Consider the following 26191-nt stretch of genomic DNA (forward strand, 5'->3'; position numbering starts at 1 on the left):
CTCCGCAAACCAAACACATCAAAACGCCTGTAAATATTAGCTTTGCGGGCTTTTTTATTTCCACAAAGGTTAGCTCCTTCTGGATTGGTTAAAAGTTTTTCATGCAAAGCTCCCGAATTTGCCAACAGTTACTTTTGGCCATTATAAGTACAATATTCCGCCCTTACCCAAGCTTTTTCCGTAGCCATTTCCTAACCGGCTCATCATACCATTTTAATGCGGCATAGGCCAAAACTATTGCACTTGTTAAAATAAGCAGGGCATAAGGCCACGCCTGTACAATTGTAACGCCTTTATGGTTACTGATCCAGGCGACGTAAAAATAGACAAGCGGATAATGCACCATGTAAAGCGGATAGGATATATCACTTAAGAATTTGCATATTTTGTTCTCAGTTTTAGTTTGTATCACGCCGCTGGCGCCAAGGTATACGATAAGCGGAAAAACGATAATAATACAAACAGATTCATATATCCCGTTCATCCAAAGGTGCCCGGCGCCGCCAATGCCTGGCATATAAAGTACGATAGCTACTAAAAGGCTGCACCACAAAAAGGCATTTTTAATCTGTGTCGGTTTCACTACACGTGAAAGTAACAGCCCGGCAAAGAAAGGATACATGAATAGCTGCAACACCCCGAAGGCCATCTAATATGGGATAGTGCGGCTTGGTGGCCAGTTCATTATTATTCATTAGCAAAACAGGATATACAGGCTATAAACTATAACAAGCGTAAATTATAAAAAAGAATGCATTGGTGCACCAATGTTTCAGCCTAAGCGGTCACCGGCAATATTAAGACCCGCGCGCCACATCAAGAGGTTTAAGCATGCTACAGGCTCACTAATATCTTTGCGTAGATTTTTCGCTGCCAAACTCCAGGGCTGATCCCTTGCGATCAGGTTGATCCTTCCTAATGCTATCATTTGTACCGCCCTAATGATAAACACCTGCAAGCAACGATATTGCTTAAGTGAGTTATTGAAAATCTACCTAAAGATTATGGCTTCCTCAAGGTAAACCGCTTCAAAACGGACTTTGTGTATGCCTTACCTTTTATTTTCGGGATTTATTTAACCAACCACTTGTTTCAAAATACTGCCTGTAAACGTACAGGTATCGGGCCTGTATTAATTATTACGTGTTAAACATCAATATTCGTTCGTTATATTTAAAATATCGTTTACTTTAGCCCAATTAAATATTAAACTGTTAGCAATAGAATCTTTTTTTAATAGATAATGAAATATTAAATCAAAAAAAATGTTATAATGTTAATTGAAGGAACTTTGCGATCCGTCGAAAAAAAATAATAATTTATAAATATTATGCCGCTTACTACCTACACCTTATCTTTAAAAAAAACACTATTAATAATTTCCCTATACTGCATTACTGCACTGCGAAGTTACTCGCAAACCGTTTCCGTTGGTACTTATACCGAGGATGTTGCACGCAGGGAGCAAATTTTGGGAAAGAGCGACAATCCGTTTTCTTTCACTATTCGCCCTGTAAACAGTCAATGGAACAGCGATGGGTCAGACTCCGTAGTGCAGAAACTGGCAGGAAGTACTCAATATGCAAAATTCAATTTTATGGGTGTTCCGTCAGGAATACAGGTGCTCCCTTTTAATTGGCTCAATGAATATAATGTTAAAAGACCATATGGATATAACAATGGCTCGTTGTATCCCAACACCGGGTATCAAAGTATGCTCAGCGGAGGTTTTTTACTTAAGGCTGGCATCCTAAACATACAGGTTAAACCAGAGTTAGTGTACGCCCAAAACAAAAGGTTTGACACATTTGCAGATGAACAGGCTACCAATAATTCCCCCGCACTCATGAGTGCTTATTTTGGTACGATAAACAGCATTGATGCTCCTGAAAGATTTGGGAATAATGCTATAAAACATTTGTACCCCGGGCAATCTAAAATAACACTAAATTATAAAGGCGTTGAAGCAGGAGTTTCAACAGAAAATTTATGGTGGGGGCCTGGTATAAAAAACTCCATCATGATGAGTAACTCGGCGCCGGGCTTTTTGCACTGGACATTCAGTTCGGCAAAACCCCTTAAAACAATAATAGGGTCATTTGAATGGCAAGTGATAGGTGGAAACTTAAAACAATCGGGCTTTGCGCCTGATGACGTAAGCAAGTTAATTTATGGCGGCAACCTATATATTCCAAAACCTAAAGCTACCAGATACGTTTCTGCCTATAACATTAACTGGCAACCCAAATGGTTAAAGGGACTGTATTTAGGAGTAAGCAGCTATACCTATATGGATAAGGATTCTATGTATAATAAAAAAAGCATAGTTAGAAAATTATTCCCGGTAATTACAGGCTCGTCTATGGCAGCAAATGATATTAACAACGCTACAAAGGGAGATGGACAAGACTTTGCTTATGCTTTTAACATCAGGCAACTTTTACCACTGTACCAGGCCGAGATTTATTTTGAATGGGCACGAAATGACAGATCGGCCAATGCCAATGATTTCATTCAGGACCCGGGTCATTCATCTGCATATACACTTGGCGGCAGAAAGCTATTTGAGTTAGGAAATGAGGCTTATTTGCAATTGAAAACCGAAATAACTTCACTTCAAAGGTCACCAAGCTTTTTGGTAAGAGACGAACCAATCTGGTATGAGCATTCCCTAAGTCCGAGGGATGGATATACAAACAACGGACGATACGTTGGCGCCGGCATTGGCCCCGGAGGAAATAGTTTTGTACTGGATATTAGTTATTTAAAAAAACTAAATTCTTTTGGCGTTATGCTCGAAAGACAATTACATAATGATGATTTGTATTACAGCGCGTTCGCCGGAACCGGTATTTATAACTTGCATTGGGTTGATCTGTCAAGCACCTTTTATAGCAATGTTAAATTAAAAAGATACCTGTTTTCAGCGGAAATTTCACCGGTTTACTCCTTGAACTACGAATATAAAAATGGCGATAGTTTCAATTTACATGCAAGACTTAATGCTACTTACTACTTCAACTGATTGATATAGTTGTTGTTATTTGTCGTTTTCGGAGACAGAATTAACTTTTAACTAAAAAAAACATCATCGCTCTTAATAATCTCAATTTAGTTTACTTTTGCAAAATAATATCACCTATTCCAATATTATATTAATTGCCTTTAATGGTTACTTATGAATAAATTTCGTCTTCATCTGTTTTTAATTATTTTCACCATTTTTTGTTGTTCAGCCAAATATGTTTCTGCTCAAACTAATCTGCAAAATATATCATCAATTAACATTGACGATGTTTCAGATCAACAGTTGACCCAGGTGCTGCAACAAGCCCAAAATGCCGGGTTAAGCGATGCTGATTTAATACAGCAGGCGCAAAACAGAGGCATGTCGGCCAGCCAGGCACAAAAATTACAGTTGAGGATAAAAAATATTCGCAGTAAATCAAGTGCATCACAAGCAAGTGCTACAGATAGTATCGCTACACAGGGAGGAAGGCAACTAAACTACAAACCCGATAGCGTTGATACATCATCAACGCAAAGGGATATATTTGAAAACCTTAAACCGAAGATTTTTGGGGCAGATATTTTTAAAAACAAAAACAATTCATTTGAGCCCAACCTCAGGTTGGCTACGCCGGTAAATTACATTGTTGGCCCTAATGACCAGCTTAACATAAATGTTTACGGCAGCTCATTAGTAAACTGGAAACTTGAGGTATCTCCTGAAGGCAATATCAATATACCCGGTGTAGGTGTTTTAAACATTGGCGGCAAAACTATTGAGCAAGCTACAACAGCCATAAAAAGCAGGCTTGCGGCTAATAATTATGCAGTTGGCCGTGGTACGAACGTTCAGGTTACCCTGGGAAACATCAGGAGCATAAAGGTAATAATTATTGGGCAGGTGGTTAAGCCAGGTACTTACACGCTGTCGTCGCTCGCAACGGTTTTCAATGCGCTTTACATGGCCGGTGGCCCAACTGATAATGGTACTTTAAGGCAAATTGAAATAATCAGAAACAACCGCATCATAAGGCATCTTGATGTTTATGATTTCCTGGTGAAAGGAGATCAAAAAAACAACATCGCGTTGCAGGATCAGGATATTGTGCGTGTGCCTACATACAGAACCAGGGTTGAACTGACCGGGCAGGTAAAAATTCCGGCATTGTTTGAGGTTTTACCGGGCGAAAGTCTGGATGACATTATAAACTATGCCGGCGGTTTTACCGACAGTGCTTATACTGCACGCATAAAGGTTTCGCAGATAAGTGACCAGCAGAGGAAAATAACGGATGTTATAGAGGCCGATTATAAAAACTATGTGCCACTGAGAGGCGACAAATACACTATCGAATCGGTTATCAACCGTTTCGAAAACAGGGTTGCTATTTACGGAGCCGTTTTTAAGCCTGGCGAATATGAGTTGCAAAACGGGTTAACTTTATATCAGTTAATTGAGAAAGCAGCAGGATTAAAAGAGGATGCATTTACAGACAGGGGTACAATTACACGGCTAAAGGCTGATAACAGTACCGAGATGATAGGTTTTAGTGTAAAAGATGTAATCAATAAAATAGTGAATATTCCGTTACAGCGCGAAGACATTATTAACATATCATCAATTTTTGATTTGCATGATAAATATGTAGTTACTGTTAACGGTAGCGTACGAAAGCCGGGAAAGTTTGCCTTCTCTGAAAACATGAAAGTAGAGGACCTTATTTTAAAAGCGGGGGGCTTTGCCGAGGGCGCCAGCACCAGGCGAATTGAAGTGGCAAGGAGAATATCTAATGCCGATCCATCATCTAAAAGCAGCGCTGTAGCCCAGGTTTTTAGCGTTAACATTGATGGCCCGTTAAAGCCGAATGATGCAAATTTTGTTTTAACACCGTTTGATATTGTATCGATATATAGCTTGCCTGGTTACGAAAAACAGAAAACAGTTAAAATTGAGGGTGAGATATTGTATCCGGGATCATACACCATTAAAAGCAAAAACGAAAAAATTTCAGATTTGATAGCACGTGCGGGGGGGCTTACCGCATCGGCAGATGTTGAAGGGGGGTCATTGAAAAGAGAAAACATTGCCATATTAGGTATTGATAAAAACAAAGCAGACACCGCTGCCCTTACACTGGAACGGGCAGCAATGGCAAACAGGCTTAAAAGAACTTATAAAGATTCGACAACAAATGCCGATACGCAGCAACGCAATAACTACGTAGGGATTGATCTTGGTGCAATTTTAAAAACTCCAGGCTCAAAAAGTGACTTATTGCTGGAAGATGGCGACATTTTACGGGTACCTAAACAGCAGCAAATCGTCCGTGTTAATGGCCAGGTGCTTTATCCAAGTGCGGTAGTTTATGATAGTTCAAAATCGTTTAACGACTTTGTATCTAACGCCGGAGGCTACGGCCCGGAGGCGCTCAGGCGAGGGGCATATGTGGTATATCCAAACGGCACGGTAAAGGGCACCCGGAAGTTTTTGTTTTTTAACAATCATCCTTCTGTTAAACCAGGAAGTGAAATTTATGTACCGAAAAAGGCAGAAGGTAAAGGCAATACTGGTCAGTTGATCTTGGGATATACCACAGGATTGGCTTCTTTAGGGGCTATAATTTTGGGGATTTTGAGTTTAAAAAAATAAATACTGAACAGGGGGCATTAAGTTGAGTTTATGAATATAGCTAATTCAGGAAAGGGTAATGTGGATAATGCAGATGAATTATCAATAGGTGACATTTATATTTCGGTAAAAAGAGCACTTTCCTACGTAAAAACCAAATGGCTAACTGTTGTTTTAATTTCTTTTTTAGCAGGATTGGCTGGCTTAGCTTATTCAATATTAAAAAGAGCAAACTATTCGGCTATATCAACTTTTGTTTTAGAAGATTCCGGTAAAAGTGGCGGGTTAGGCCAATATGCCGGTCTGGCTTCATTGGCAGGCATTGATATTGGTAGTGGAGCAGGCGGGGGAATATTTCAGGGCGATAATATCATAGAGCTGTATAAATCGCGCTTAATGATTGAAAAAACACTGTTAAGTAAGGCTAAGTTTAATAATCATGAAGTTTTATTGATAGACAGGTATATTGATTTTAAAAAGCTACGGAAAAAATGGAAAAAGGATGATGATATTGACAGTATCAATTTTAACGGAAATCCGGCAGCATTTAACAGGCATCAGGATAGTATAATAACTGATCTTGCGCTAATTTTCAATCAAAAGTACTTAAGTGTTTTAAAGCCTGACAAAAAGTTAGCTATTATACAAGTGATATTTACTACTGAGGATGAGCTGTTTGCGAAAGAGTTTAACAATAAACTTGTAGAAAATGTTAATGATTTTTACACAATAACCAAAACAAAAAAAAGTGAGCAAAATGTTCGTGTATTGCAGCGGCAAGCTGACAGCGTTAGGCAGGTATTGAACACATCAATCAGTGGAGTTGCGTCAGCGATTGACGCATCGCCTAACGCCAACCCCCAATTGCTCAGTTTGCGGGTTCCATCTCAAAAAAAACAGATTGATGTTCAGGCAAGCACAGCCGTTTACAGCGAAATTGTAAAGAACCTTGAAATATCAAAAATTACTTTACGACAGGAAAAACCGCTTATTCAAATTATCGATAGCCCGGTTTTACCCTTGCTTGTCACCAAAGTTGGTAAAGTTAAGGGGACTTTAATTGGGTTAGTACTCGGCAGTATAGTTGGTGTTTTTAGTTTATTGCTCTTCAGATTATTCAAGAAAGGTTGATGACGGTAAGTAAAAAACTCGTTGTATTAAATGTTATTACGTCGGGTGCGCAGGTGGTTTTTGTGGGATTGGCTTATTTTTTACTTTACCGATACCTGCTGTCAAAACTGGGAATTGAACTTTTGGGAGTTTGGTCCGTAGTGTTATCTACATCGTCGCTTGCAAACTTGGCAAACTTTGGCATTACGGATTCGGTGATAAGGTTTGTGGCACTGTTTGTAGCCGAAAAAAATGACCAAAAAATAAGGCGGTTGATTTTTACCGCCACAGTATTTCTAAGTGTGCTGTTTATTTTGATAGCAGCAATAATATATCCTTTTGCCAACTTTATATTAACTCAGATATTACCGGCTAAATATATAAAAGACGCACTGGTTATTTTGCCATTCTCCTTAGCTTGTTTGATAATAAATGCAGTTAACGGCATATACGCATCTGTACTTGACGGAATGCAAAGAAACTATTTACGGAATATAATTTTTAGTATTTCGTCCATCTTGTTGCTTTTAGGCACTTATGTTTTAGTACCTGTATATAATTTAAAAGGAGTTGCTTTCGCCCAGGTAGCCCAGTCGATATTTACATTAATTACATGCTTAATCGTTATCATTATCCGTTTAAAATATAACCCACTAAAATGGGGCTGGGATAAAAGTATTTTTAAACAGATATTTAGTTACGGGATAAAATTCCAATTTATTTCTTTAGCAACCATGCTTAACGAGCCTGTAATAAAAATACTCTTAGGTAAATTCGGTGGAATGGCTTTTGCCGGATATTATGAAATGGCCAGCCGTTTAATTTCGCAAGCCAGGGGGGTTATTGTAAATGCCACCCAAAGCCTTGTTCCAGTGCTGGTTAACGTATCTAAAGATGAAATGAGTTTGTTTTACAAGAAGATATTTTCCAACTTGTTTTTCTTTTCCTTAACAGCAACCTGTCTTATCATCCCATCGGGCAGGTTAATTTCAGTTTATTGGATAGGTCATTATCAAACTGTCTTTTACTACACATTGATGTTATTGGCTTTTAGTACATTTATAAATTTACTTACTTCGGCTTCTTACTTTTATTATGTTGCTAAAGCAAATTTAAATGTTCTGATAAAAACTCATTTATTATTAAGCTTTACAAATATATTATCGGGGGCCTTGTTTGGATATTTATGGAAAGGCTTTGGAGTAGTTTACGGTTGGTTTTTTGCAGTTATAGTCTCTTCTCTATATTTGATCGTTTATTTTCACAAAGACCATTCTATATCTTTAAAAGCCGTAAGCAAGCGAGCAGATTGTTATTATTTTATAGCACTTGTTTTCATTGTTTTATTTGATGCCTTTGTTTCAAATGTGAATTTTAAAATAGTCGATCCGATAGTTTTGTTGGTTATTTTATCGATAGGAACATTTTATTTTTTTAAATTTAAGATAAACGAAATAAGAAATTAACTATCACCCCAAAAAACCACTATAAAGCAATAATTTAAAGCAAATGTTCAGAGCCTACATTGATACAAGTTTTTTTGCTAACCCCTTGACTGCATATTTTAAATGGTTTGTTAAAAAAGCTATTTATCAGATCAAATATTGGGGCAAACATCTGCGCATTGGGTATAAAAGTATTGCTTCGAATACCCGCTTCGGTAAATATAACTGGCTGACACATGATGTAATTATACAAAACTCTACTTTAGGAGATTTTACGTACGTTTCAAATAATTCTGTAATTCTGGAAGCCGAGATTGGAAAGTTTTGCTCAATAGGTCCAAACGTCAGGATAGCGCCAGGTAAGCACCCTACACATAAGATTGTGAGTACGCATCCGGCAATTTATTCAAACCCATCTTATTGCCTTAAAAACTTTTCTATTATTGACCGTCACAATCCAAACCGTAAAGTAAAAATCGGGAATGATGTTTGGATATGTGCTAATGTTGTTGTTGCAGATGGCGTAACAGTTGGTGACGGTGCCATTATTGCTGCTAATTCTGTTGTTACCAAAGATGTTCAGCCGTACTCAATAGTAAGCGGGGTGCCGGCCAGCCATGTGAGATTCAGATTTGAAAAAGATGAAATTGACTTTTTAATGAAAAGCAAGTGGTGGGAAAAAGATTTGCTTTGGTTGGAGACCAATGCTCCTTATTTGTGGGATATTGAAGATTACGTTAAGTTAATCGACAATTAACCTAACGGTGCTAATTTAAATGCTATGTTGATATATAACTTAATCCAAAAATGTTACCGGGCATTTTATAAGATAAAAACCAAGTATTGGTATGGCATTTTTTTAAGCGAATGCGGAAAAAATAATTCCATTATTAAACCCATCTTATTAACGCCTAAATTCATTTTTCTTAAAAGCAATATTCTCATTCGGGATAATTGCCGTATCGAGGCAGTTTCAGAACACATGGGCGCTATTTACAATCCCCGAATTATTATTGATGAATGCGTGACCATTGAGCAAAACCTGCATTTAACTTGTGCAAATAGTATAACTATAGGCCGTGATACAGCTATTGCGGCAAACGTCACGATAACAGATATTAATCATCCATACGCAGATATAAACCTTTCACCTGAAAAGCAGCCTTTGCAAGTTAGTAAAGTATTGATTGGTGCGGCATGCAAAATATACAACAACGCTGTTATTTTACCGGGCACCATTTTAGGTAACCATAATATTGTTGGCGCCAATGCCGTAGTTTCCGGTGTTTTCCCCGATTACTGTGTTATTGCCGGTGCACCTGCCCGTATATTAAAACAGTACAATGCAATAACAGGCCGGTGGGAAAAAGTAGATGGGATTGGCAAATTTAAACAGGTACCTCCTAACAGTTAAAACATGGGCACAAGCTCCATAATATCAGATATTTTGATTTCCGTTGAGTGTGTAAGCCTAACGGTTTTACTATTTTGGCTATACTATTCAAAAAAAATAAATGCCATCGAATTCATCGTGTTTGGTACAGCTTGCTCTACTTTTTACATTCCTTTTATCAGCATTACTGCTACTCCATTATTTTTTATTTCAACATACTTTTTTATTTCAGAATGTGCTGCACTTTTTAAAAATAAGCTAAAGCTAAAATTATCGCTCCTGATAGTTTTGTTTTTACCAGCTTTATCGTCCATAATTATATCAATTTTAATTATACTGGGCTATGATATTTTCGATGGAAATAACCCACCGGTTGGCCGGGTTTTATACAACGGGTTGTTTTTTTACGGCAAATACTTTTTGCCCTTAGTTTTTTTAGGTACAAGAATTTACAAAGAGGGCCGGTTATTTGGTGTCGATTACTTTTTTTCGACAATAAGAAAAGTAGCCATCTACTCCTGTTACATAGGCCTATTCCAACTCGTAATATCATTTGTGATTAAGGACGAAACGATCTTAAGGGTGCTCGGGATGCGACCTGTGTATCTGTCGTACGTTGCTGGTGGACAAGATGCGGCCAACGCCAGGGTTTCGGCATTTTTTATTGAACCTAAATTTCTGGCAGCTTTTTTAGTAATTTCAATACCCTTGTTTTTAAAAGAAAAAAAGATTCTTCCGCTCCTCCTGGTATTGATAGTAGGAATACTCACGGCATCGCAAACATTTACAGTTGGTATTTTGATAACAGGGGTTATTTTTTTCCTGCTCAAAAAAATAAAGCACCTGAGGCTAAATGTAGTATTGGGAATATTGCTGATCACCTTATCATTTTATTCAATTTCGTTACTTAAAACTGTTTTCATTGATTTTTACGCCGCTCACAGCGATAATTACATAGTGAATACGTTATTATCAAGAGCCGTTGATAGATATAGCGCTAATGAGGATGAAAACGTTTCATTAGATTTTTTAGGCATTCCACTGCAAAAAGACTCCGATTTGCCGATGGCTCTCTTTTTTGCCACTCGCCCTTTACTATATTTAACAGGTTATGGGCTTAAAAATGGAGGCTTCGTATCGCCAAAATACTATATTTTTAACGACGACGACTTTAAGCAAGTAGGCTCCCTAACTTATAATATAGATTTGCGGTGGTTTTATTTTACCTGCGAATTTGGGTTGATCATATTTTTAATCTGGCTATTTTACTTTACCAGGAAATTCGCCCCATCGGTTATCTCGCCATTTGAAAACAAGTATTACGCTTTTTTGATCGTTTTTTTATTTTTTAACGGCATAGAATTATATATAATTTTGCTTTATTCTTTATACTTGGGCATTACCTATTTTAATACCCTATCAAATAGAGCGATCATCGAAACCAAATAGCTAATATTAAATAGACAATATATTGCTACCGCAGACGTATTTATGAAAAAAGTAGGATTAGTAACGGTTTTATATAAAAGTGACGATGTTTTAGAGGATTTTTTCAAAAGTATATCGCAGCAATCTTTTAAAAACTACCATTTATACCTGGTGGATAACTCATCCTCAGCAAAAACTGATGAAATTATTGAGACACTGGTAAAAAAGTACCCGTTAACAGATTATACGCATCTTAAAAACGAATCCAATAATGGTGTTGCAAAAGGCAATAACCAAGGTATGGAGTTAAGTATTAAGGACGATTGCGACTTTGTTTTATTGTTGAACAATGATATTGAATTCACTCAAACTTACCTGTTTGAAGAAATGATCAATTATGCCGTTAATAATAACGAGCACTTATTGATCCCTAAAATATTTTACCACGGAACAAGAAAAATATGGCTTGCTGGGGGAAAAATCCATAAATATATGGGCTTCGCCAGCCATGTGGGTTACAATGAAGATGACAATGAAAAATTTAATACCATAAGGCATTTTGAATACGCCCCCACGTGTTTTATGCTTATGAGCAAAGATGTTTTAGGCAAAATTGGACTGATGGATGAAAAATATTTTGTGTACTATGACGACACCGACTACATTGCCCGCGCTGTTCACGGGGGGTTCAAAATTGGCTATCTACCCTCACTTGAGGTTTTCCATAAGGTGTCATTTAGTACTGGAGGAGGTGAATCACTGTTTTCCATTTATTACCTTAACCGGAATAGAATTTACTTTATCAGGAAAAATTATCCCTTTGTAGTAAGGCAAATTGCTTTAAGCCACACAATAATAACAAGAGTTATCAGATATCTGCTGTATAAAAAAGAACAAAAGGCATCAATGTTAAAAGGGGTTAAAGACGGTTTTGCACTTGTAGCGCGCAATTAATATTAATTGAAAAAATATTGATAAAGAACAGCGTTCGTATTTGGTTAACTTTATGCCCTGTTATCTTAAACAAGACAGGCGTTGCCAAGCCGGGCAGATAATTAAGTTGTAGAATGGATTTTCAGATATTTTTAGATAACATAGTTTTCAATATTCAAAAATTTGGAGGAGCTTCAAGCTACTGGAACGAACTTCAAATACGCTTTATAAAGCATGATAATGTTAATATAATTGTCCAAAGTGAGGAGCAGGAAGAGGTTCAAAAAAAACAGAATGGTGATTTCAATAAAGGTGTTAAATATATAATAGAGGCGCTTTTTCCCCCATCGATAACCCGGTATTTGCCTTTAACAAAACGCATAGCGGCTAAATCACTGTATCACGCAAGTTATTATCGTACTTGTTTGCAGAAAGATGTTGTAAACATATTTACAATCCATGATTTTACCCATAAAAAGGGGCTTGCATCAAAATTCCCAAGGAAAATGGTGCACATTTCTTTAACAGCACTTGGACTCAGGAATGCTGATGGTATTATTTGCATCTCAGAAAATACAAGGAAAGATCTCGTTCATTATTTCCCAAACATCCCTCCAAACAAAATAAAGGTAATATATCACGGCGTCAATGAGGCATTTTTTCCGATTGTTAAAACGCCCGACTCCAGGTTTGAGGATAGCCTAACATTGGATACACCTTTTGTTATTTTTGTTGGTAAACGGGATGGTTATAAGAAGTTTGATATTGTAGCCGATGCTATTGCAAAAGATAAAAATTTGACACTTGTTATTGTGGGAGGAGGACCACTTACGGCAGCCGAAATCAGCTATTTAAATTTAAACTTGCAAAACAGGTTTATAAAGTTTGATGGCTTAAGTAATGCCGATCTTAATGTCCTGTATAATTATGCATTCGCATTGATCTATCCGTCTATATATGAAGGGTTCGGCTTTCCTGTGGTTGAGGCTATGAGGGCCGGCTGTCCGGTTATTGCAACTGATTTTTCTTCAATACCCGAAGTTGGAGGCGATGCTGTTCTGAAGATCTCGGAAATTTCGGGCGATGCAATCCTTGAAAGCCTCAATTCATTGAAACAGCACGAATTTCGTTCCTCGCTGATAAAAAAAGGAATAATACAAAGTGAAAAATTTAGCTGGGATAGATGTTTTCGCGAAACCGTTGAATTTTACAAGATTATCTACAATCAAAAATTTCACCAGCATAATGATTTATAAAATAAAGTGGTTTTTTACCACAATTCTTGTTAGACTTCAGGTCAAAAAAATCGGGTTGTTATCATACGTAGGTGGCCCGCTTTTTATATATGGTGGGCGAAACATTAGTATTGGTAACAAGGTAAGGATATTTCCTAACGCCCGATTGGAAACACACAACAATGGCAGCATCTTCATTAATGATGATGTATCAGTTGGGCAAAACTTTCACTTGATAAGCTCAAACGAATGTTTAACAATTGGCAAACGTACTACCATATCAGGTAATGTTTTTATTACCAATACAGATCATAATTACGAAGACATAGGCGTCCACATTCTGAGGCAGGAGTATATTGTTAATACTACTAACATTGGCGAAAATTGCTTTATTGGTTATGGTGTCGTAATTCAGGCCGGAACAATATTAGGTAAGCAATGTATAGTGGGTGCAAATGCTGTAGTGCGCGGCGTCTTTCCAGATTATTCCGTCATTGTTGGAGCTCCGGCGCGGATTGTTAAAAGGTATAACGAAGTAACTCAGAAATGGGAGAGAGTAGATTGAAGCAAATATTTTGGTAAGAATTAATGAAGCAACAATGTTCATGAACAAGTGGGCTGCATTTACAGAATCCGACTTAGTTTTGGAGTTAATTGAATGGGGCATATCGCGAACTGAGGTCAAAAAAACTGCTGAAATTTTGTTCAGAATTCCAGGAAATTATCGCCCGAGAAGTATAAGACACAACTTTATGGATATCTGTATAACATCGTCTTTGTTTTAGGCTTTGAGAGAGATTTTCGAAGTTCCCTCATTTGGTAAATTAAAAAGCAAGTTTATCATTAACTGAATAAAAAGAAAAAAGAATATTTAATTAATAGTAATGCAAAAAGGATCTGTTTTATTTATTTCACCGGCTTTTTTTGGGTACGAGATTTCTATCTGCATTGCGATAGAGAAAAATGGCTACAATGTTGACTTTTTTGACGAACGAACTTCAAACAATTCATTCATGAAAGGTGTGTTCAGAGTCAAGAAAGATTTACTGTTGTACGCAATTAATAGATACTACCGAGAAATATTAAAAGAGATTAAGTATAAGCGTTACACCCATTTTTTTTTGATAAAGGGTGAAGTAGTGCCTGTTTGGTTTATTAAGGCATTTAAGGAGTTTAACCCTGCCGCGAAGCTTATTTATTACACTTATGATTCGTTTAATAACAACAACCAAAATTCGCTTTTTATCCTTGAGCATTTTGACCGATGTTACAGCTTTGACTTTGAAGATGTAAAACTTAACCCAATATTTAAATTAAAACACTTGTTTTTTACCGATGAGTTTTTAAATCGCTCAAACAATCCCCGAAAGTACTCAATCGCATTTGTTGGAACATTGCATTCTGCCAGGTATAGGATAGTAAAAACGCTATTTGCCAAAATAGAAGACACCTTTGTGTTTTTTTATTCACCGGCCAAATGGTTTTTTATTTTGGAGAAAATATTAAAAAAAGATCACAAAAACATCAATTCTTCCGAGGTCAGCTTTAAGAAGATTCCCAGGAAAGACGTCGCAAATATTTTTAAGTCTTCTAAATGCGTTTTAGATATACAACGCACCGGTCAAACTGGTTTAACTATGAGGACATTCGAAGTGCTTGCCTCCGGAGCGATACTTGTAACTACTAACGCCTACATAAAACAGGCAAATTTTTATAATCCATCTTACATAATTGTTTGTGACGATTTTAACCAGGTTGAAGTGCTGGGTTTTAAAGATAAAATTGAACAGCTACCTCCACTAAGTAATCCTGTCTTTAATGAAACGGATGATTGTTATATAAATAACTGGGTAAAAGAGTTCTTTTTTTAAGCGTTCGGTATTTCACCTGTGGCAGCCCCCAGGCTTGAGTTACACCTGTGATAGCCTTCAAAAAAAGGTTAAAAAGGTATTTGAAAATAAAATCGACATATTTTTTGGCGAACGATAAGTTGCGTCAATCAAATCTGTGGTATGATTTGCCCCTCCAAATTCATTTTAATTACAACGAAACTGTTACATATGCTGATGGATTTTCAATTAACAAGTTCAAAAAACAGGTTCGAACTTTATAACCAACATAAAATCATAAATTTAACGTTTCTTTTAATAAAAAATAATTAAAACTTTATTGTAGCGTTTAAGGTTTAGCATTCGTAATAGTAGTAATTGTTATCATTTTGGCATAATTAATGCGTTTTAAATGAAAAAATATTACATTTGTGCATCCTTAACCTTATGAATATAAGATACTCAAAACTCGTACCCATAATCACCTTTATCAGTGATCTAATATTATTAAATATTTGCATACAATGTGCTCACTTATTGGTATTTAACTATTTTTCTAACGAGATAAGCTCCTCTGTTTTTTTACTTCTGGTTAATATGGCATGGATTTCCATTGCCTCACTGACTAAAAATTACGTTATCCACCGGCCGTTAATATTTAGCAATAGTGTTAACCGAATTTTATCTTCTCTTATTTACCATTCGTTAGCAGTGCTTGGCGTTGTGTACTTTTTTAAGTTTTTTGAGGTAAGCCGCTGGGAAATGCTTTTTACCTATAGCTTGTTTCTTTCGTTGATACTGTTACAAAGAGCCGCTATCTTTTTTATTCTTGATTACATAAGAAAAAAAGGATACAATAGAAGGCATATTCTTTTAATTGGTGACAAAAACATAGCTGATAGATTAAAAAGAACATTCTATAACCACCCTGAGTATGGTTACCATTTTATAGATTTCATCCAGGAAGAAACCACTCAGGATCTTCCTGAAGAAAAATTGCTAGATATTTTTTTTGAAAAACAGGCCGACGAGATATTTGTCTGTTATAAGAGCATCCAGCCGTCTTTGTTACAAAAACTGGTAGATAAAGGTGACGAAAAGAAAGTTAAAGTAAAGTTTGTTTCCGACCTGTTCCTTACTAATAATTTTGCAAACGTTATAAACTACGACAACCTTCCCGTTATTCAGCTTACGTCGAAACCGGAGCTTGCTTTAAAAATTGTAGTTTTCAAACGCAGTTTTGATATCATATTTTCCGCCTTGGTTATGATAATTGGGTTCCCGGTATTTATACTGTTGATGATTATAACTAAATTGACTTCAAAAGGCCCGGTTTTTTATCGCCAGGAAAGGATGGGAAAGGATCTTAAACCGTTTTACATTTATAAATTCAGGAGTATGTTTGTAAACTCCGAGGCTTTAGGGCCGCAATTGTCAAGTGATGGCGATCCGCGAATTACCAGATGGGGAAGCATTATCAGAAAATCAAGGCTTGACGAATTGCCGCAATTTTGGAATGTAATAAAAGGGGACATGTCGATAGTTGGCCCAAGGCCGGAAAGGCAATTTTTTATAGAGCAACTTATAGAAAAATCCCCTAATTATAAGAAGCTTTTCAGCTTAAAACCTGGTCTTACATCCATGGGGCAGGTAAATTACGGATACGCAGAAAATCTGGAACAAATGCGTCACCGAGTTAGATACGATTTAGTTTATTTGAAAAACGTTTCCTTAAATAACGACTTAAACATAATTTTAAAAACAGTACAGGTGATGGTGCAACTGAAGGGAAAGTAGTTTCGAAAGATTTTTTTCGCCGATGAATTCATTGTAACAGGTATCGAAAGATCTCCCCCACCATAAACTTTGACTACTAAAGCAACCGAAAGCAAAAAAGAGGCTGTATCATAAATCATGATCAGCCTCTTTTTTGTGTGATTTATTCGGGTACCTGATGGAGGCAATTTTCGTACAGGCGATTCTCAGGCGGTCATTTTGATTTATGATACAGCCTCTTTTTTGACTATGGTAAAATAGTTTATTCTGACGAGTGCTTGACCACATGATTTTTATAATGATACAGCTCATTAATACAGCGCCTAAACAAGCAATTTAGGCTATACCAAGGCAACAGCGCTTTTGGGCGAAAAAGAACTCATAAACTCCTGCGCCTTTTTTACCATTAACTTCGACCCTATAAATATAGCCGAACGCTGATGGAGCTGCTCAACTTCAATATCCAAAATCCGGTCATATCCATTAGTAGCTAACCCTCCTGCCTGCTCCACAATAAACGCCATTGGGTTACATTCGTAAACCAGGCGAAGTTTTCCGTTTTTATATTGGGCCGTGGTTGGGTAAATAAAAATGCCCCCTTTTATCAAATTCCGGTGAATGTCGGCAATCATTGATCCGGTGTATCTTGATGTATACGGCCGGTTGGTTATATTGTCTTCTACCTGGCAATATTTAATATATTTTTTGACACCTTCGGGCAAATGGGTGTAATATCCTTCATTTATCGAATAAGTATTACCTTCGGCAGGGATGCTCATTTCGGGGTGCGACAAGCAAAACTCTCCGATTGAAGGATCAAGCGTAAAGCCATTTACGCCTTTACCAGTGGTGTATACCAACATGGTAGACGAGCCGTATATTACATATCCCGCCGCTACCTGTTCGGTACCATTCTGCAAAACATCCTGAAGCGTTGCCTTACCTTCGCTTGATTTTCTGCGGTATATAGAAAATATGGTGCCGACACTCACATTTACATCAATATTAGATGAGCCATCCAAAGGATCAATAGCTACAATATATTTGGCATTTTTTGATATCTCAGAGTCGATATAAATATGTTCCTCATTCTCCTCAGAAACAACAATACAACATTCGCCACCGCTTTGCAATGCCGAAATAAATTGTTCGTTTGCATAGATATCCATTTTTTTCTGCTGCTCGCCGTGCGAATTGGTTTCACCTGTTTCGCCAATAATGTCAATTAGCCCGGCTTTATTAATTTCGCGGTTCACAATTTTTGCCGCTATACCTAAATCGCGCAAAAGCCTCGAAAGTTCGCCTTTGGCGTACGGGAAATCGGCTTGCTTCTCTATAATAAATTGCCCTAATGTTTTTACTGTCTTCATATGGTTTTTTGTTAGTTTGAAAATAAAGACACGCCCCGGTATAAAGTTGTGTCGCAGGTAAAAAATAAAATTGGCGGCACCGGCTACTTTAATAAAACAGTATCCGATTGGCTGTTTATTGGCTACAATTATCTAAAAACCTTTTTACTAAGGTAGTTGATCACAAAAGCACAACTGTCATTCACAGTCCTATAATGCCAATTCCTATACACCGGGGTAATCCTGGTTAATCAATAACTTTTATACTTAAAGCTCAAATATTTCAGCCGGATTCATCAACCAGGCTTATTATCTTTTGATAATGATAAGATCGTACAACAATCTGATAACCGATAGATAAAACCATATGCGCCTTTACTCATCTTTGTTTCATACCAAGTATACAATCAGTCCGGTACTTTCAAGGGTGTGTTTAGCCATTTTCAACAGCTATATCTATATAATGATACAAACAGATAATGCCCTCAGGAACATAAAGATAAGATTTCCGGGGCAAATTATTATTGGAAAAAATTCAATAATTGAACTGGCCGGTGAAATTATTAGCTCACGCTTTTGGGCTGTCTTAACTCTTGCCTCTTAATATTGTTAATAATTGTAAATATATTTATAAGGATACCCCTCTTTTCCATGGGATAAAATCATCCTGGCCATGCCTTACGGCGCTTACTTCTATTTCGCCGCCTGCTACTTTAATTACGTAGTCAAGAATCCTTTCGCCTGCCTGTTCAATGGTTTCGTCGCCTTCTACTATAGTACCAGTATTAATGTCGATAATATCGCTCATCCGGTTAAATAAGGTGGTGTTTGTGGCTATCTTAACAACCGGGGCAATCGGGTTGCCCGTTGGCGTACCCAAACCGGTTGTAAATAAAACTATATTAGCCCCCGAACCTACTTCGGCCGTGGTTGATTCCACATCATTACCAGGAGTACACAGCAAATTCAAACCGGGTTTGGTAACTTTTTCAGGATAATCAAGCACATCTGCCACCGGTGATGTGCCGCCTTTTTTTGCAGCCCCGGCAGATTTGATGGCATCGGTTATCAAACCATCTTTTATATTGCCCGGCGATGGGTTCATGTAAAAGCCAGAGCCAGCTTCTTCGGCACGCTGGCTATAGCTGCTAACCAGACTGGCGAAACGTTCGGCTTTATTTTTATCCAAACACCGGTCAATCAGGTTTTGTTCAACACCACATAGTTCAGGAAACTCGGCCAGGATTACCGAACCGCCAAGTGCCACCAGCAGGTCTGATGTGTAACCAATTGCGGGGTTTGCCGAAATACCCGAAAAACCATCTGAGCCGCCGCATTCCAATCCAATGACAAGGTTGCTTAATGGTGCCGGCTTACGAACGTTTGTATTGGCCTGCATTAAGCCGGCCAAAGTTTGCCGAATGGCAAGCTCCATCAGGTCGGCCTCTTTTCCTGTTTTTTGCTGATCCAGTATGTACAATGGCTTATTAAAGTTTGGCGAGCGCTTACTGATCTCTTCCTGTAGCGTCTTCACCTCGGCATTCTGGCATCCCAGGCTCAATACAGTAGCTCCTGCTACATTGGGATGGGTAATATAACCGGCCAGTAGGCCGCACAAGGTGGTTGAGTCCTGGCGGGTGCCACCACAACCGCCGGTATGCGATAAAAACTTGATACCATCAACATTTGGAAACAGCTTATTACCCGTTGCCTGGGCCGTATCGCCATCAATTTCAGTATATAACACTTCGTTGATCTCTGCACCTGCTTTAATCATGCCTATCAACTGCTGCGCTTTTATTTCATATGTCTTTTTACGTCCGTAGCCCAAAGGCTTTACCAACGCTTCCTGCAATACCTCAATATTGCGGTTCTCGCAAAACACCATTGGCACCACCAGCCAGTAATTGGCTGTACCCACACTACCATCCTCCCGGTGATAGCCGTTAAATGTCTGATTTTGCCATTTGCTTACATCGGGCTTGTGCCAGTCGGTATGACTGGTGCCGGTTAAAAAGCTGTTGGCCGCGTGTACTACATTGCCGGTTGAGAGCAAACCACCGACAGGGATAGGACTTTTTGCCTTACCTACCAAAACGCCATACATGATAATTTCGCCGCCTTCTGAAATATCCGTAATGGCAAATTTATGTTTTGCCGGAATAAAGTCAGTTAATGTATAACTATCGCCTTTATATCCAACATTTTCACCAGCTTTCAAATCAACCAGGGCTACCAGTACATTATCGGCAGGATGTACTTTTATAATTCGTTGTTTCATCGTTTTAGTTTTAATTGTACGGCGATGTGTTTATCCTTTGTTAATCCGGTTAAACTGTTCTGTCACCGCTGCGGTAAAACCTGGTAAAATGTCCAGATCGGCATCCCACAGCTCTTTATTTTTTAATATATTTTTGATTACCGCATCGCTGTCCGGGTTTTCCCAGGCCGCAGCAAAACAGGCAGCCTGGCTATCTGTAACTTTATATTCCTCATTGTTGATTGTGCCGGTATATTGCCCTTCATCCACTGCTTTAATGTGCATAAAACGGATAAAGGCTGCAAAGCCAAGCGCCATACATGCCGGTACTGTATTTTTTAGTTTATAATAGTTTAACAATAACGGAATAACCCGCATTTTAATTTTGGTGGAGTATTGCACCGAAATGCTTAACCACTCATGCCTGATGTACGGGTTCCGGAACCTATCCAACACCTTGTTTGCAAAATCGGCGGCAACGGTATCATCAATTTCATAGGGGATGGCAGGCCTTATCTCATCAAATACCAGCTGGGTGATAAACTTTGTAAACTCCACATCGTCCATTGCCTCTTTAACCGTTTTAAATCCCGATAAGTAAGCATAAGCACAACACAAGGTATGTGTACCGTTTAGCAACCTTAGCTTTAACTCCCTGAACAATTCAATATCTGGTGTTATTACCACACCTTCATCTACCTGTGCAAATGATAATGCTTCTTTTATTTTATCGTCTCCCTCAATAGCCCACAAACTATAAGTTTCGGCCATAATGCCAAGATTATCGGCATAGCCATTCTGACGCTCTAATTCATCCTTTGATGCACTATCGGGGCGGCCAGGCACAATCCTGTCGACCAACGAATTACAGAAGCTATTACTACTTTCCAGCCAATCCATAAAGTCTGGCTCAATTTTGTTCAAATGGGCCAATTCTAATATAATTGCTTCCAGTTTTTTACCGTTATCAACAATAAGCTCGGTTGGAATAATTACCAGGCCGCTATCCGCACTACCGTTAAAGGCCAGGTAACGCTCATACAAAACAGCCAAGAGTTTGCCCGGAAATGAAGCTGGCGGGTGTTTACGTACATCTTCTTTTACCAGCTTAATACCCACTTCGGTGGTGTTAGATATTATCACTTTTAATTTGGGTTTCCTGGCAACGTCTAAAATCTCGTCCCACTCATTAGCAGCAGAAAGCACCCTGCTTATAGCCGACGAAATTACTTGTTCGCTTACTTGCCGGCCGTTAACAATCCCTTTTGAATAAATGGTATATAAATTATCCTGCTTGTCAAAATCATCAACCGTTCCGGTATCCGTCGACTTGACTACCACTACCCTTCCATTAAAAACCCCTGCCCTGTTGGCCTTATCAATATAGTAATCGGGCAATCCCCTTAATAATACGCCTGTACCAAATTGTAGTACTTTTTCCGGCAGTTCAAAAAGATGTTCGGCCGGTATTTCAATTGCCGGTGTGTTTATTCTTTTAAGGTTATACTTTGACAGGATCATGTTTTGTTTGATTGGGGTATATAATTATTTTTATTTTGCTAAAGTATGATCGGCCACCCAGCGTACCAGGTCATTTGCAGCGTTAAAATTTTCAAATTGCGGAGGCTGCTTCCCGCCATCTACATATTCATTGTAAAACCAAGGGTCGCCTACAGCAAATACTGCGCCTTTGCCGTATTTAACAGTAGGTAAAAATTAAACACGGTATAATTTATTGCGAATCTATTTAGAACAATGCTGCTGACGGCGCGATCTAAAATTCTTAAGCAAGATTAATGGCTCCTGACTATAATAAAAAGGAATTGACCTACTAAAACCACGCAATCGTTCCCAGTAACGTTTGCGTGATTTTAGTAGATATGGGAAAACACGACAAAATGCCGGTTTTTACGATAACTTAGTGGTAAAATAATTTCTTAATATTTGAAAACGTTCGATCTTACTGTAATTTGCACGATCAGAGAACCAAATTATGTTTGAATCTTATACCATTAAGGACATCGCAAAGGCATTGGGTGTTTCAACATCCACAGTATCAAGGGCATTAAAAGGCAGCTACGAAATTGGCGCTGAAACCAAAAAACTTGTCCAGGAATATGCGGAGAAAGTGAACTACCGGCCTAACCCTATAGCTTTAAGTTTGAAAGATCAAAAAAGCCATTCGATAGGCGTTGTGGTTTGCGAGGTGGCGAACGACTATTTCTCGCAGGCCATTAATGGCATCGAGTCTATTGCATATAACCTTGGTTATCACGTTATTATTACGCAAACCCACGAATCGTTTGACAGGGAAACAGTTAACGTACAGCATTTGCTTTCGAGGCATGTTGATGGGTTGCTTGTTTCCTTATCTGCCCAAACAACCGATACATCGCAATATAAATATCTTCATGAAAAAGGGTTCCCTATTGTATTTTTTGATAGAATAGCTACGGATATTAATACACATAGGGTAGTTGCTGATAATTTTAAGGGTGCGTTTGATGCCACGGAGCTTTTGATAAAATCCGGATTTAAAAAAATAGCGCACCTAACCAATTCAAATAACTTATCGATAACAGTTGAAAGACTCAACGGCTTTAAAGCAGCATTGGATAAGCACGGCATTGAATTTAAAGCCGGTTATTTAAAAAATTGCGAGCTTGGGGGAATGATCTATGACGAAATTGAATTTGCCGTGAAAGCTTTGTTAGCTATGGACGATAGACCGGAAGCCATTTTTATTGGCAGTGACAGGCTAACCATTAATTGCATGTCAATATTAAAAAAACTGGGGGTAAAGGTCCCGGACGATTTGGCCCTGGCTGGTTTTACCAATTCGGATGTGGTTGATTTATTTGATCCTCCGCTCACGGTAGTCCGCCAGCCCGCATTTCAGATAGGCCAAAAAGCGACTGAGCTACTTATAAAAACCATTGAAAGCAAATGGCCGGTTGAAGAATTTACAACCGAGCGCGTAGATACGCAGTTAATTGAAAGATTATCGTCGCAAAAATTGAAATAAACATCATTTCCTTGTAAGTAAATAGGTTGATAAAAAGTGTTATTTGCACTTCAAAGTGGTATGTAATAAATATTTAAATGCAAAAAGCCCCGGGTTATCCGGGGCTTTTTGCATTTAATGTCTAATCAAAAGTTATTTCTGTTTGAACTGAACCCGACGGTTTAATACACGTCCTTCTTCGGTTGAGTTATCAGCAATTGGCTTGGTTTCGCCGTAGCCTTTAATTTTTACCTTCTTGGCATCAACACCAGAGTTAACCAGGTAAGTTTTTACCGAGTTAGCACGATCTTTTGATAAAGAAAGGTTGTGGGCAGCAGTACCTTCAGATGAAGCAAAACCATCAACCTGAACACCTTTACCAGAAGCACGCAGATCAGCCGATGTGGCATCTAACACCGGGTAAGATGAAGTACGTAATACCGAACTGTCAAATTCAAACTGGATGTTTGAGTAAGGAGTGGCAACCGGTTTAGTGCCCAGCAAAGTAGAATCCGGTTTAGGGAATACAATAACGCAACCAGAACCATCAACTACGCTGCCTGCAGCAGTACCGGGACATTTATCAAACTGATCGGCAACACCGTCACCATCCGAATCTTTTTTCAGGTCGCTAACCGCAGTTTCAACATTGGTTACACGGCCTTTCAAAGCTTCAACTTCCTGGCGTAAGGCTGCATCGTACAATTCATCATACATTTGTGCAACCGGGTTAACCCAGGTTAAGTTCTGTTTTGATTTCGGGCCAAAAGTGTACTCTAAACCTCCATAGGTATAAGAGTAATGACTAAAGGTTGGATAGGTGTTTTTGCCTGCAAAATTATAACCTTGTACAAAGCTAACGGTGTAGCCTAAGTTCAGGGCCAACGCATCACTAAGTTTGAATTTTACACCCAAACCAACAGGAGCATATAATTCTTTTACGGTGTGTCCGTAAGGGTCATTCACCGTAGCACCTGCATCTGTAACATACATTTTAGGTTTGTACATATCTAAACCTAAACCTGCAGAACCATAAAAGTTAACACTGTTTTTACGGTGTAAAAAGCTAACACTTGCAATGTTGAACACGCCGCTTAAAGCCACGGAGTTAAAGCTGGTTTTGTATTCGGTAATGCCAAATTTCTCGGTACCGTCTTTATCAATGCCATGCACTTTACCGCCCAAATAATCTAACTGCAAGCTAAAAGTGTGCGATAGCTGTTGCCTTAAATACAAACCATAGCCCAAATCAACTTTAAATTTGTTGGTAGTGTTAATGGTAAACGGAACAAGCCCATCAGTGATACCGGCGCTAACGCCAATACTGAATGTGTTGTACTGACCAATACCACCAAATACCTTGGCGGTAGAAGTCTCAGAAGACATTGTGGTAGTTGCTGTTTTGGTGGAATCGGTTTGAGCATTAGCCATACCTACAACCATCAAAGACGCAAATGATAATGCGACTGTTTTCTTTAATGTAGAGTAATTCATAGTTGTTTTGTTGTTGTTTTTTAGGGCTTTATAAAAGCCTTTATAATCACCTATAACTTAAAAAAAAGCAAATTGTTTCGAAAAATGAAAATTGTTTTATAGTTATGAAATTAAAAGAATCAATTGGTTGAATTCTCTTTTAGATACTTGACCAATTACACTTACCATCTTCGTTTTCAATTTACTTGTTTTGTTATTTTGCTGTTTTGCAAAAAGGACGCCAAAAAGCAAAAAGGCGCGCTTTAAAATTCAAAATTCCGATACATCAATAAAGGAACATACGGGGAAATATGGTTGATTTAAATAAGCCGTCGGCGAAAAATAATAAATTACTGAACTATTATTTTTCTTTTAAGTACATAAACTGTCTATATTAGGATACAGTTGAGCGATTGGCTTTAGATTTCCTCAATGTTGTAATGGCGCTTAGTCGTGCAGGCAAAACATTAAAATTACGCATCTGTTTATATCTGTATAGCCATAAAAAAGCCCGCATTAATACCCGGCGCTTTTATGTTGATAACAAAACGTTAACCAAGCCAGAAAGATAAATAAGACCAACCTGACACTTAACCCGGTTGCCTTTGCATTATCGGCGATGCACCACAATAGTATTGTACATAGCCGGGAAAGCAAAACAGGCCTTTCTTTTTCAGAAAAGGCCTGTTGAATTGTTATAAGATCAGTTGTATTATATTACACAGTTGAGTCAAGCGGCTGTGGTTCATCATATCCGGGAGTATCAAACGGAGAACGTTCTTTTTTAAATATGGCCGCACCAATAAGAGCTCCAATTACCCCAATAATGAGTGTAAGTATTAAACTGAAAATTGTTAAGACAACCGGAGTAACAAATTTTTGTGTCATGGACATACGCTGTTCAACCTGTTCTGGCGACAACCCCTGTGCATTAAATTCAGCTTCTGAAGCCTCAAGGATTTTATTAATCACTTCGGGGCTCAGTACGGCTAAATATAAATAAGTAAAAATAGCCCCTAATACCCCGACGAAAACAGCATACAGAAAGCCCGAAATAAATCCCTCGCCAAATGTTAAATATCCACCAAGCTGATCGCGATACTCTTTTTGGGTCAAGCATAAAAAGGCTATAAAAGGGATAAAACTTATCCATTTTAAACCTGAATTAGGATCGATATTAAGGAACTTGAATGCGTATGTAATAATAATCGAGGTGATAACGCCAATCAACGCCCATTTTATTCCGGGGGCAGATGGGCTGGCTTTTTTTACTTCCATGAGATTATAGGTTTATTTTTTGTTTCCCTAAATTAACTAA

At 38.1% G+C, this 26191-nt stretch carries 20 protein-coding genes; 13 read left to right on the plus strand and 7 right to left on the minus strand.

Annotation, left to right across the window (positions count from 1 at the left end):
• Nucleotides 1-163: 163 nt before the first annotated feature.
• On the minus strand, nt 164-649 hold the full coding sequence (locus tag AC1RM2_RS29840; protein WP_492988795.1) for an acyltransferase family protein: 486 nt from the start codon (nt 647-649) through the stop codon (nt 164-166).
• Nucleotides 650-1330: 681 nt separating this feature from the next.
• Between AC1RM2_RS29840 and AC1RM2_RS29845 the strand changes: the two genes are divergently transcribed.
• The 6 genes from AC1RM2_RS29845 (at nt 1331) to AC1RM2_RS29870 (ending at nt 9607) form a co-directional block, all read left to right on the plus strand.
• Nucleotides 1331-3025 carry a capsule assembly Wzi family protein gene (locus tag AC1RM2_RS29845; protein ID WP_492988796.1) on the plus strand — a complete coding sequence of 565 codons (1695 nt, stop codon included), beginning with the start codon at nt 1331-1333 and terminating at the stop codon, nt 3023-3025.
• A 153-nt stretch (nt 3026-3178) separates the two neighbouring features.
• On the plus strand, nt 3179-5659 hold the full coding sequence (locus AC1RM2_RS29850) for an SLBB domain-containing protein (protein ID WP_492988797.1): 2481 nt from the start codon (nt 3179-3181) through the stop codon (nt 5657-5659).
• Between the two features lie 30 nt (nt 5660-5689).
• Complete coding sequence (locus AC1RM2_RS29855; RefSeq protein ID WP_492988798.1) at nt 5690-6769, plus strand: lipopolysaccharide biosynthesis protein; 1080 nt, start codon at nt 5690-5692, stop codon at nt 6767-6769.
• Nucleotides 6769-8214: an oligosaccharide flippase family protein gene (locus AC1RM2_RS29860; protein ID WP_492988799.1), complete on the plus strand. Its 1446-nt coding sequence runs from the start codon at nt 6769-6771 to the stop codon at nt 8212-8214. The genes AC1RM2_RS29855 and AC1RM2_RS29860 overlap by 1 nt, the downstream gene beginning before the upstream one ends.
• Before the next feature lie 43 nt (nt 8215-8257).
• Complete coding sequence (locus tag AC1RM2_RS29865) at nt 8258-8950, plus strand: CatB-related O-acetyltransferase (RefSeq protein WP_492988800.1); 693 nt, start codon at nt 8258-8260, stop codon at nt 8948-8950.
• A gap of 24 nt (nt 8951-8974) precedes the next feature.
• Nucleotides 8975-9607: an LbetaH domain-containing protein gene (locus AC1RM2_RS29870; protein ID WP_492988801.1), complete on the plus strand. Its 633-nt coding sequence runs from the start codon at nt 8975-8977 to the stop codon at nt 9605-9607.
• A 143-nt stretch (nt 9608-9750) separates the two neighbouring features.
• Here the strand turns inward: AC1RM2_RS29870 and AC1RM2_RS29875 are convergent, their stop codons facing one another.
• A complete protein-coding gene (locus AC1RM2_RS29875; RefSeq protein ID WP_492988802.1) occupies nt 9751-9900 on the minus strand; it encodes a hypothetical protein in 150 nt (49 codons plus the stop codon).
• Nucleotides 9901-10177: 277 nt separating this feature from the next.
• Between AC1RM2_RS29875 and AC1RM2_RS29880 the strand changes: the two genes are divergently transcribed.
• The 6 genes from AC1RM2_RS29880 (at nt 10178) to AC1RM2_RS29905 (ending at nt 16808) form a co-directional block, all read left to right on the plus strand.
• Entirely contained in the window at nt 10178-11035 is an 858-nt protein-coding gene (locus AC1RM2_RS29880) for a hypothetical protein (protein WP_492988803.1), read from the plus strand.
• A gap of 42 nt (nt 11036-11077) precedes the next feature.
• Nucleotides 11078-11968 (plus strand): glycosyltransferase family 2 protein, encoded by an 891-nt coding sequence (locus AC1RM2_RS29885; protein ID WP_492988804.1) that lies wholly within the window; start codon nt 11078-11080, stop codon nt 11966-11968.
• Between the two features lie 113 nt (nt 11969-12081).
• Complete coding sequence (locus tag AC1RM2_RS29890) at nt 12082-13203, plus strand: glycosyltransferase family 4 protein (protein ID WP_492988805.1); 1122 nt, start codon at nt 12082-12084, stop codon at nt 13201-13203.
• A 55-nt stretch (nt 13204-13258) separates the two neighbouring features.
• A complete protein-coding gene (locus tag AC1RM2_RS29895; protein ID WP_492988806.1) occupies nt 13259-13747 on the plus strand; it encodes an acyltransferase in 489 nt (162 codons plus the stop codon).
• 319 nt (nt 13748-14066) lie between these two features.
• On the plus strand, nt 14067-15053 hold the full coding sequence (locus tag AC1RM2_RS29900; protein ID WP_492988807.1) for a WaaS/CpsH family glycosyltransferase: 987 nt from the start codon (nt 14067-14069) through the stop codon (nt 15051-15053).
• Nucleotides 15054-15458: 405 nt separating this feature from the next.
• Nucleotides 15459-16808: a sugar transferase gene (locus AC1RM2_RS29905; RefSeq protein ID WP_492988808.1), complete on the plus strand. Its 1350-nt coding sequence runs from the start codon at nt 15459-15461 to the stop codon at nt 16806-16808.
• 320 nt (nt 16809-17128) lie between these two features.
• Here the strand turns inward: AC1RM2_RS29905 and fbp are convergent, their stop codons facing one another.
• The 3 genes from fbp to AC1RM2_RS29920 form a co-directional block, all read right to left on the minus strand.
• Nucleotides 17129-18157, minus strand: a complete 1029-nt coding sequence (fbp, locus tag AC1RM2_RS29910) for a class 1 fructose-bisphosphatase (RefSeq protein ID WP_492988809.1) — start codon at nt 18155-18157, stop codon at nt 17129-17131.
• A gap of 607 nt (nt 18158-18764) precedes the next feature.
• Nucleotides 18765-20417, minus strand: coding sequence for a UxaA family hydrolase (locus AC1RM2_RS29915; RefSeq protein ID WP_492988810.1), 1653 nt, complete (start codon nt 20415-20417; stop codon nt 18765-18767).
• Between the two features lie 30 nt (nt 20418-20447).
• Nucleotides 20448-21917, minus strand: coding sequence for a tagaturonate reductase (locus AC1RM2_RS29920; protein WP_492988811.1), 1470 nt, complete (start codon nt 21915-21917; stop codon nt 20448-20450).
• A 472-nt stretch (nt 21918-22389) separates the two neighbouring features.
• Here AC1RM2_RS29920 and AC1RM2_RS29925 point away from each other — a divergent pair, with 472 nt between their 5' ends.
• Complete coding sequence (locus tag AC1RM2_RS29925) at nt 22390-23421, plus strand: LacI family DNA-binding transcriptional regulator (RefSeq protein WP_492988812.1); 1032 nt, start codon at nt 22390-22392, stop codon at nt 23419-23421.
• 132 nt (nt 23422-23553) lie between these two features.
• On the opposite strand, the gene AC1RM2_RS29930 is transcribed toward AC1RM2_RS29925, so the two are convergent.
• The gene (locus AC1RM2_RS29930) at nt 23554-24894 is read right to left on the minus strand and encodes an OmpA family protein (RefSeq protein ID WP_492988813.1); all 1341 of its coding nucleotides are present in this window, start codon (nt 24892-24894) and stop codon (nt 23554-23556) included.
• A gap of 696 nt (nt 24895-25590) precedes the next feature.
• Entirely contained in the window at nt 25591-26151 is a 561-nt protein-coding gene (locus tag AC1RM2_RS29935; protein WP_492988814.1) for a DUF4199 domain-containing protein, read from the minus strand.
• Nucleotides 26152-26191: the final 40 nt, after the last annotated feature.

The organism is Mucilaginibacter sp. GW822-FHT03E02, from assembly GCF_058801545.1.

Excerpts from the sequence above, each read along its gene's own strand:
- AC1RM2_RS29930 (WP_492988813.1), bottom strand. The coding sequence starts at position 24,894 with ATGAATTACTCTACATTAAAGAAAACAGTCGCATTATCATTTGCGTCT.
- AC1RM2_RS29920 (WP_492988811.1), bottom strand. The coding sequence starts at position 21,917 with ATGATCCTGTCAAAGTATAACCTTAAAAGAATAAACACACCGGCAATT.
- fbp (WP_492988809.1), bottom strand. The coding sequence starts at position 18,157 with ATGAAGACAGTAAAAACATTAGGGCAATTTATTATAGAGAAGCAAGCC.
- AC1RM2_RS29840 (WP_492988795.1), bottom strand. The coding sequence starts at position 649 with ATGGCCTTCGGGGTGTTGCAGCTATTCATGTATCCTTTCTTTGCCGGG.
- AC1RM2_RS29905 (WP_492988808.1), top strand. The coding sequence starts at position 15,459 with ATGAATATAAGATACTCAAAACTCGTACCCATAATCACCTTTATCAGT.
- AC1RM2_RS29880 (WP_492988803.1), top strand. The coding sequence starts at position 10,178 with ATGCGACCTGTGTATCTGTCGTACGTTGCTGGTGGACAAGATGCGGCC.
- AC1RM2_RS29900 (WP_492988807.1), top strand. The coding sequence starts at position 14,067 with ATGCAAAAAGGATCTGTTTTATTTATTTCACCGGCTTTTTTTGGGTAC.
- AC1RM2_RS29845 (WP_492988796.1), top strand. The coding sequence starts at position 1,331 with ATGCCGCTTACTACCTACACCTTATCTTTAAAAAAAACACTATTAATA.
- AC1RM2_RS29870 (WP_492988801.1), top strand. The coding sequence starts at position 8,975 with ATGTTGATATATAACTTAATCCAAAAATGTTACCGGGCATTTTATAAG.
- AC1RM2_RS29890 (WP_492988805.1), top strand. The coding sequence starts at position 12,082 with ATGGATTTTCAGATATTTTTAGATAACATAGTTTTCAATATTCAAAAA.
- AC1RM2_RS29850 (WP_492988797.1), top strand. The coding sequence starts at position 3,179 with ATGAATAAATTTCGTCTTCATCTGTTTTTAATTATTTTCACCATTTTT.
- AC1RM2_RS29875 (WP_492988802.1), bottom strand. The coding sequence starts at position 9,900 with ATGGACGATAAAGCTGGTAAAAACAAAACTATCAGGAGCGATAATTTT.
- AC1RM2_RS29935 (WP_492988814.1), bottom strand. The coding sequence starts at position 26,151 with ATGGAAGTAAAAAAAGCCAGCCCATCTGCCCCCGGAATAAAATGGGCG.
- AC1RM2_RS29925 (WP_492988812.1), top strand. The coding sequence starts at position 22,390 with ATGTTTGAATCTTATACCATTAAGGACATCGCAAAGGCATTGGGTGTT.
- AC1RM2_RS29865 (WP_492988800.1), top strand. The coding sequence starts at position 8,258 with ATGTTCAGAGCCTACATTGATACAAGTTTTTTTGCTAACCCCTTGACT.
- AC1RM2_RS29860 (WP_492988799.1), top strand. The coding sequence starts at position 6,769 with ATGACGGTAAGTAAAAAACTCGTTGTATTAAATGTTATTACGTCGGGT.
- AC1RM2_RS29855 (WP_492988798.1), top strand. The coding sequence starts at position 5,690 with ATGAATATAGCTAATTCAGGAAAGGGTAATGTGGATAATGCAGATGAA.
- AC1RM2_RS29885 (WP_492988804.1), top strand. The coding sequence starts at position 11,078 with ATGAAAAAAGTAGGATTAGTAACGGTTTTATATAAAAGTGACGATGTT.
- AC1RM2_RS29915 (WP_492988810.1), bottom strand. The coding sequence starts at position 20,417 with ATGAAACAACGAATTATAAAAGTACATCCTGCCGATAATGTACTGGTA.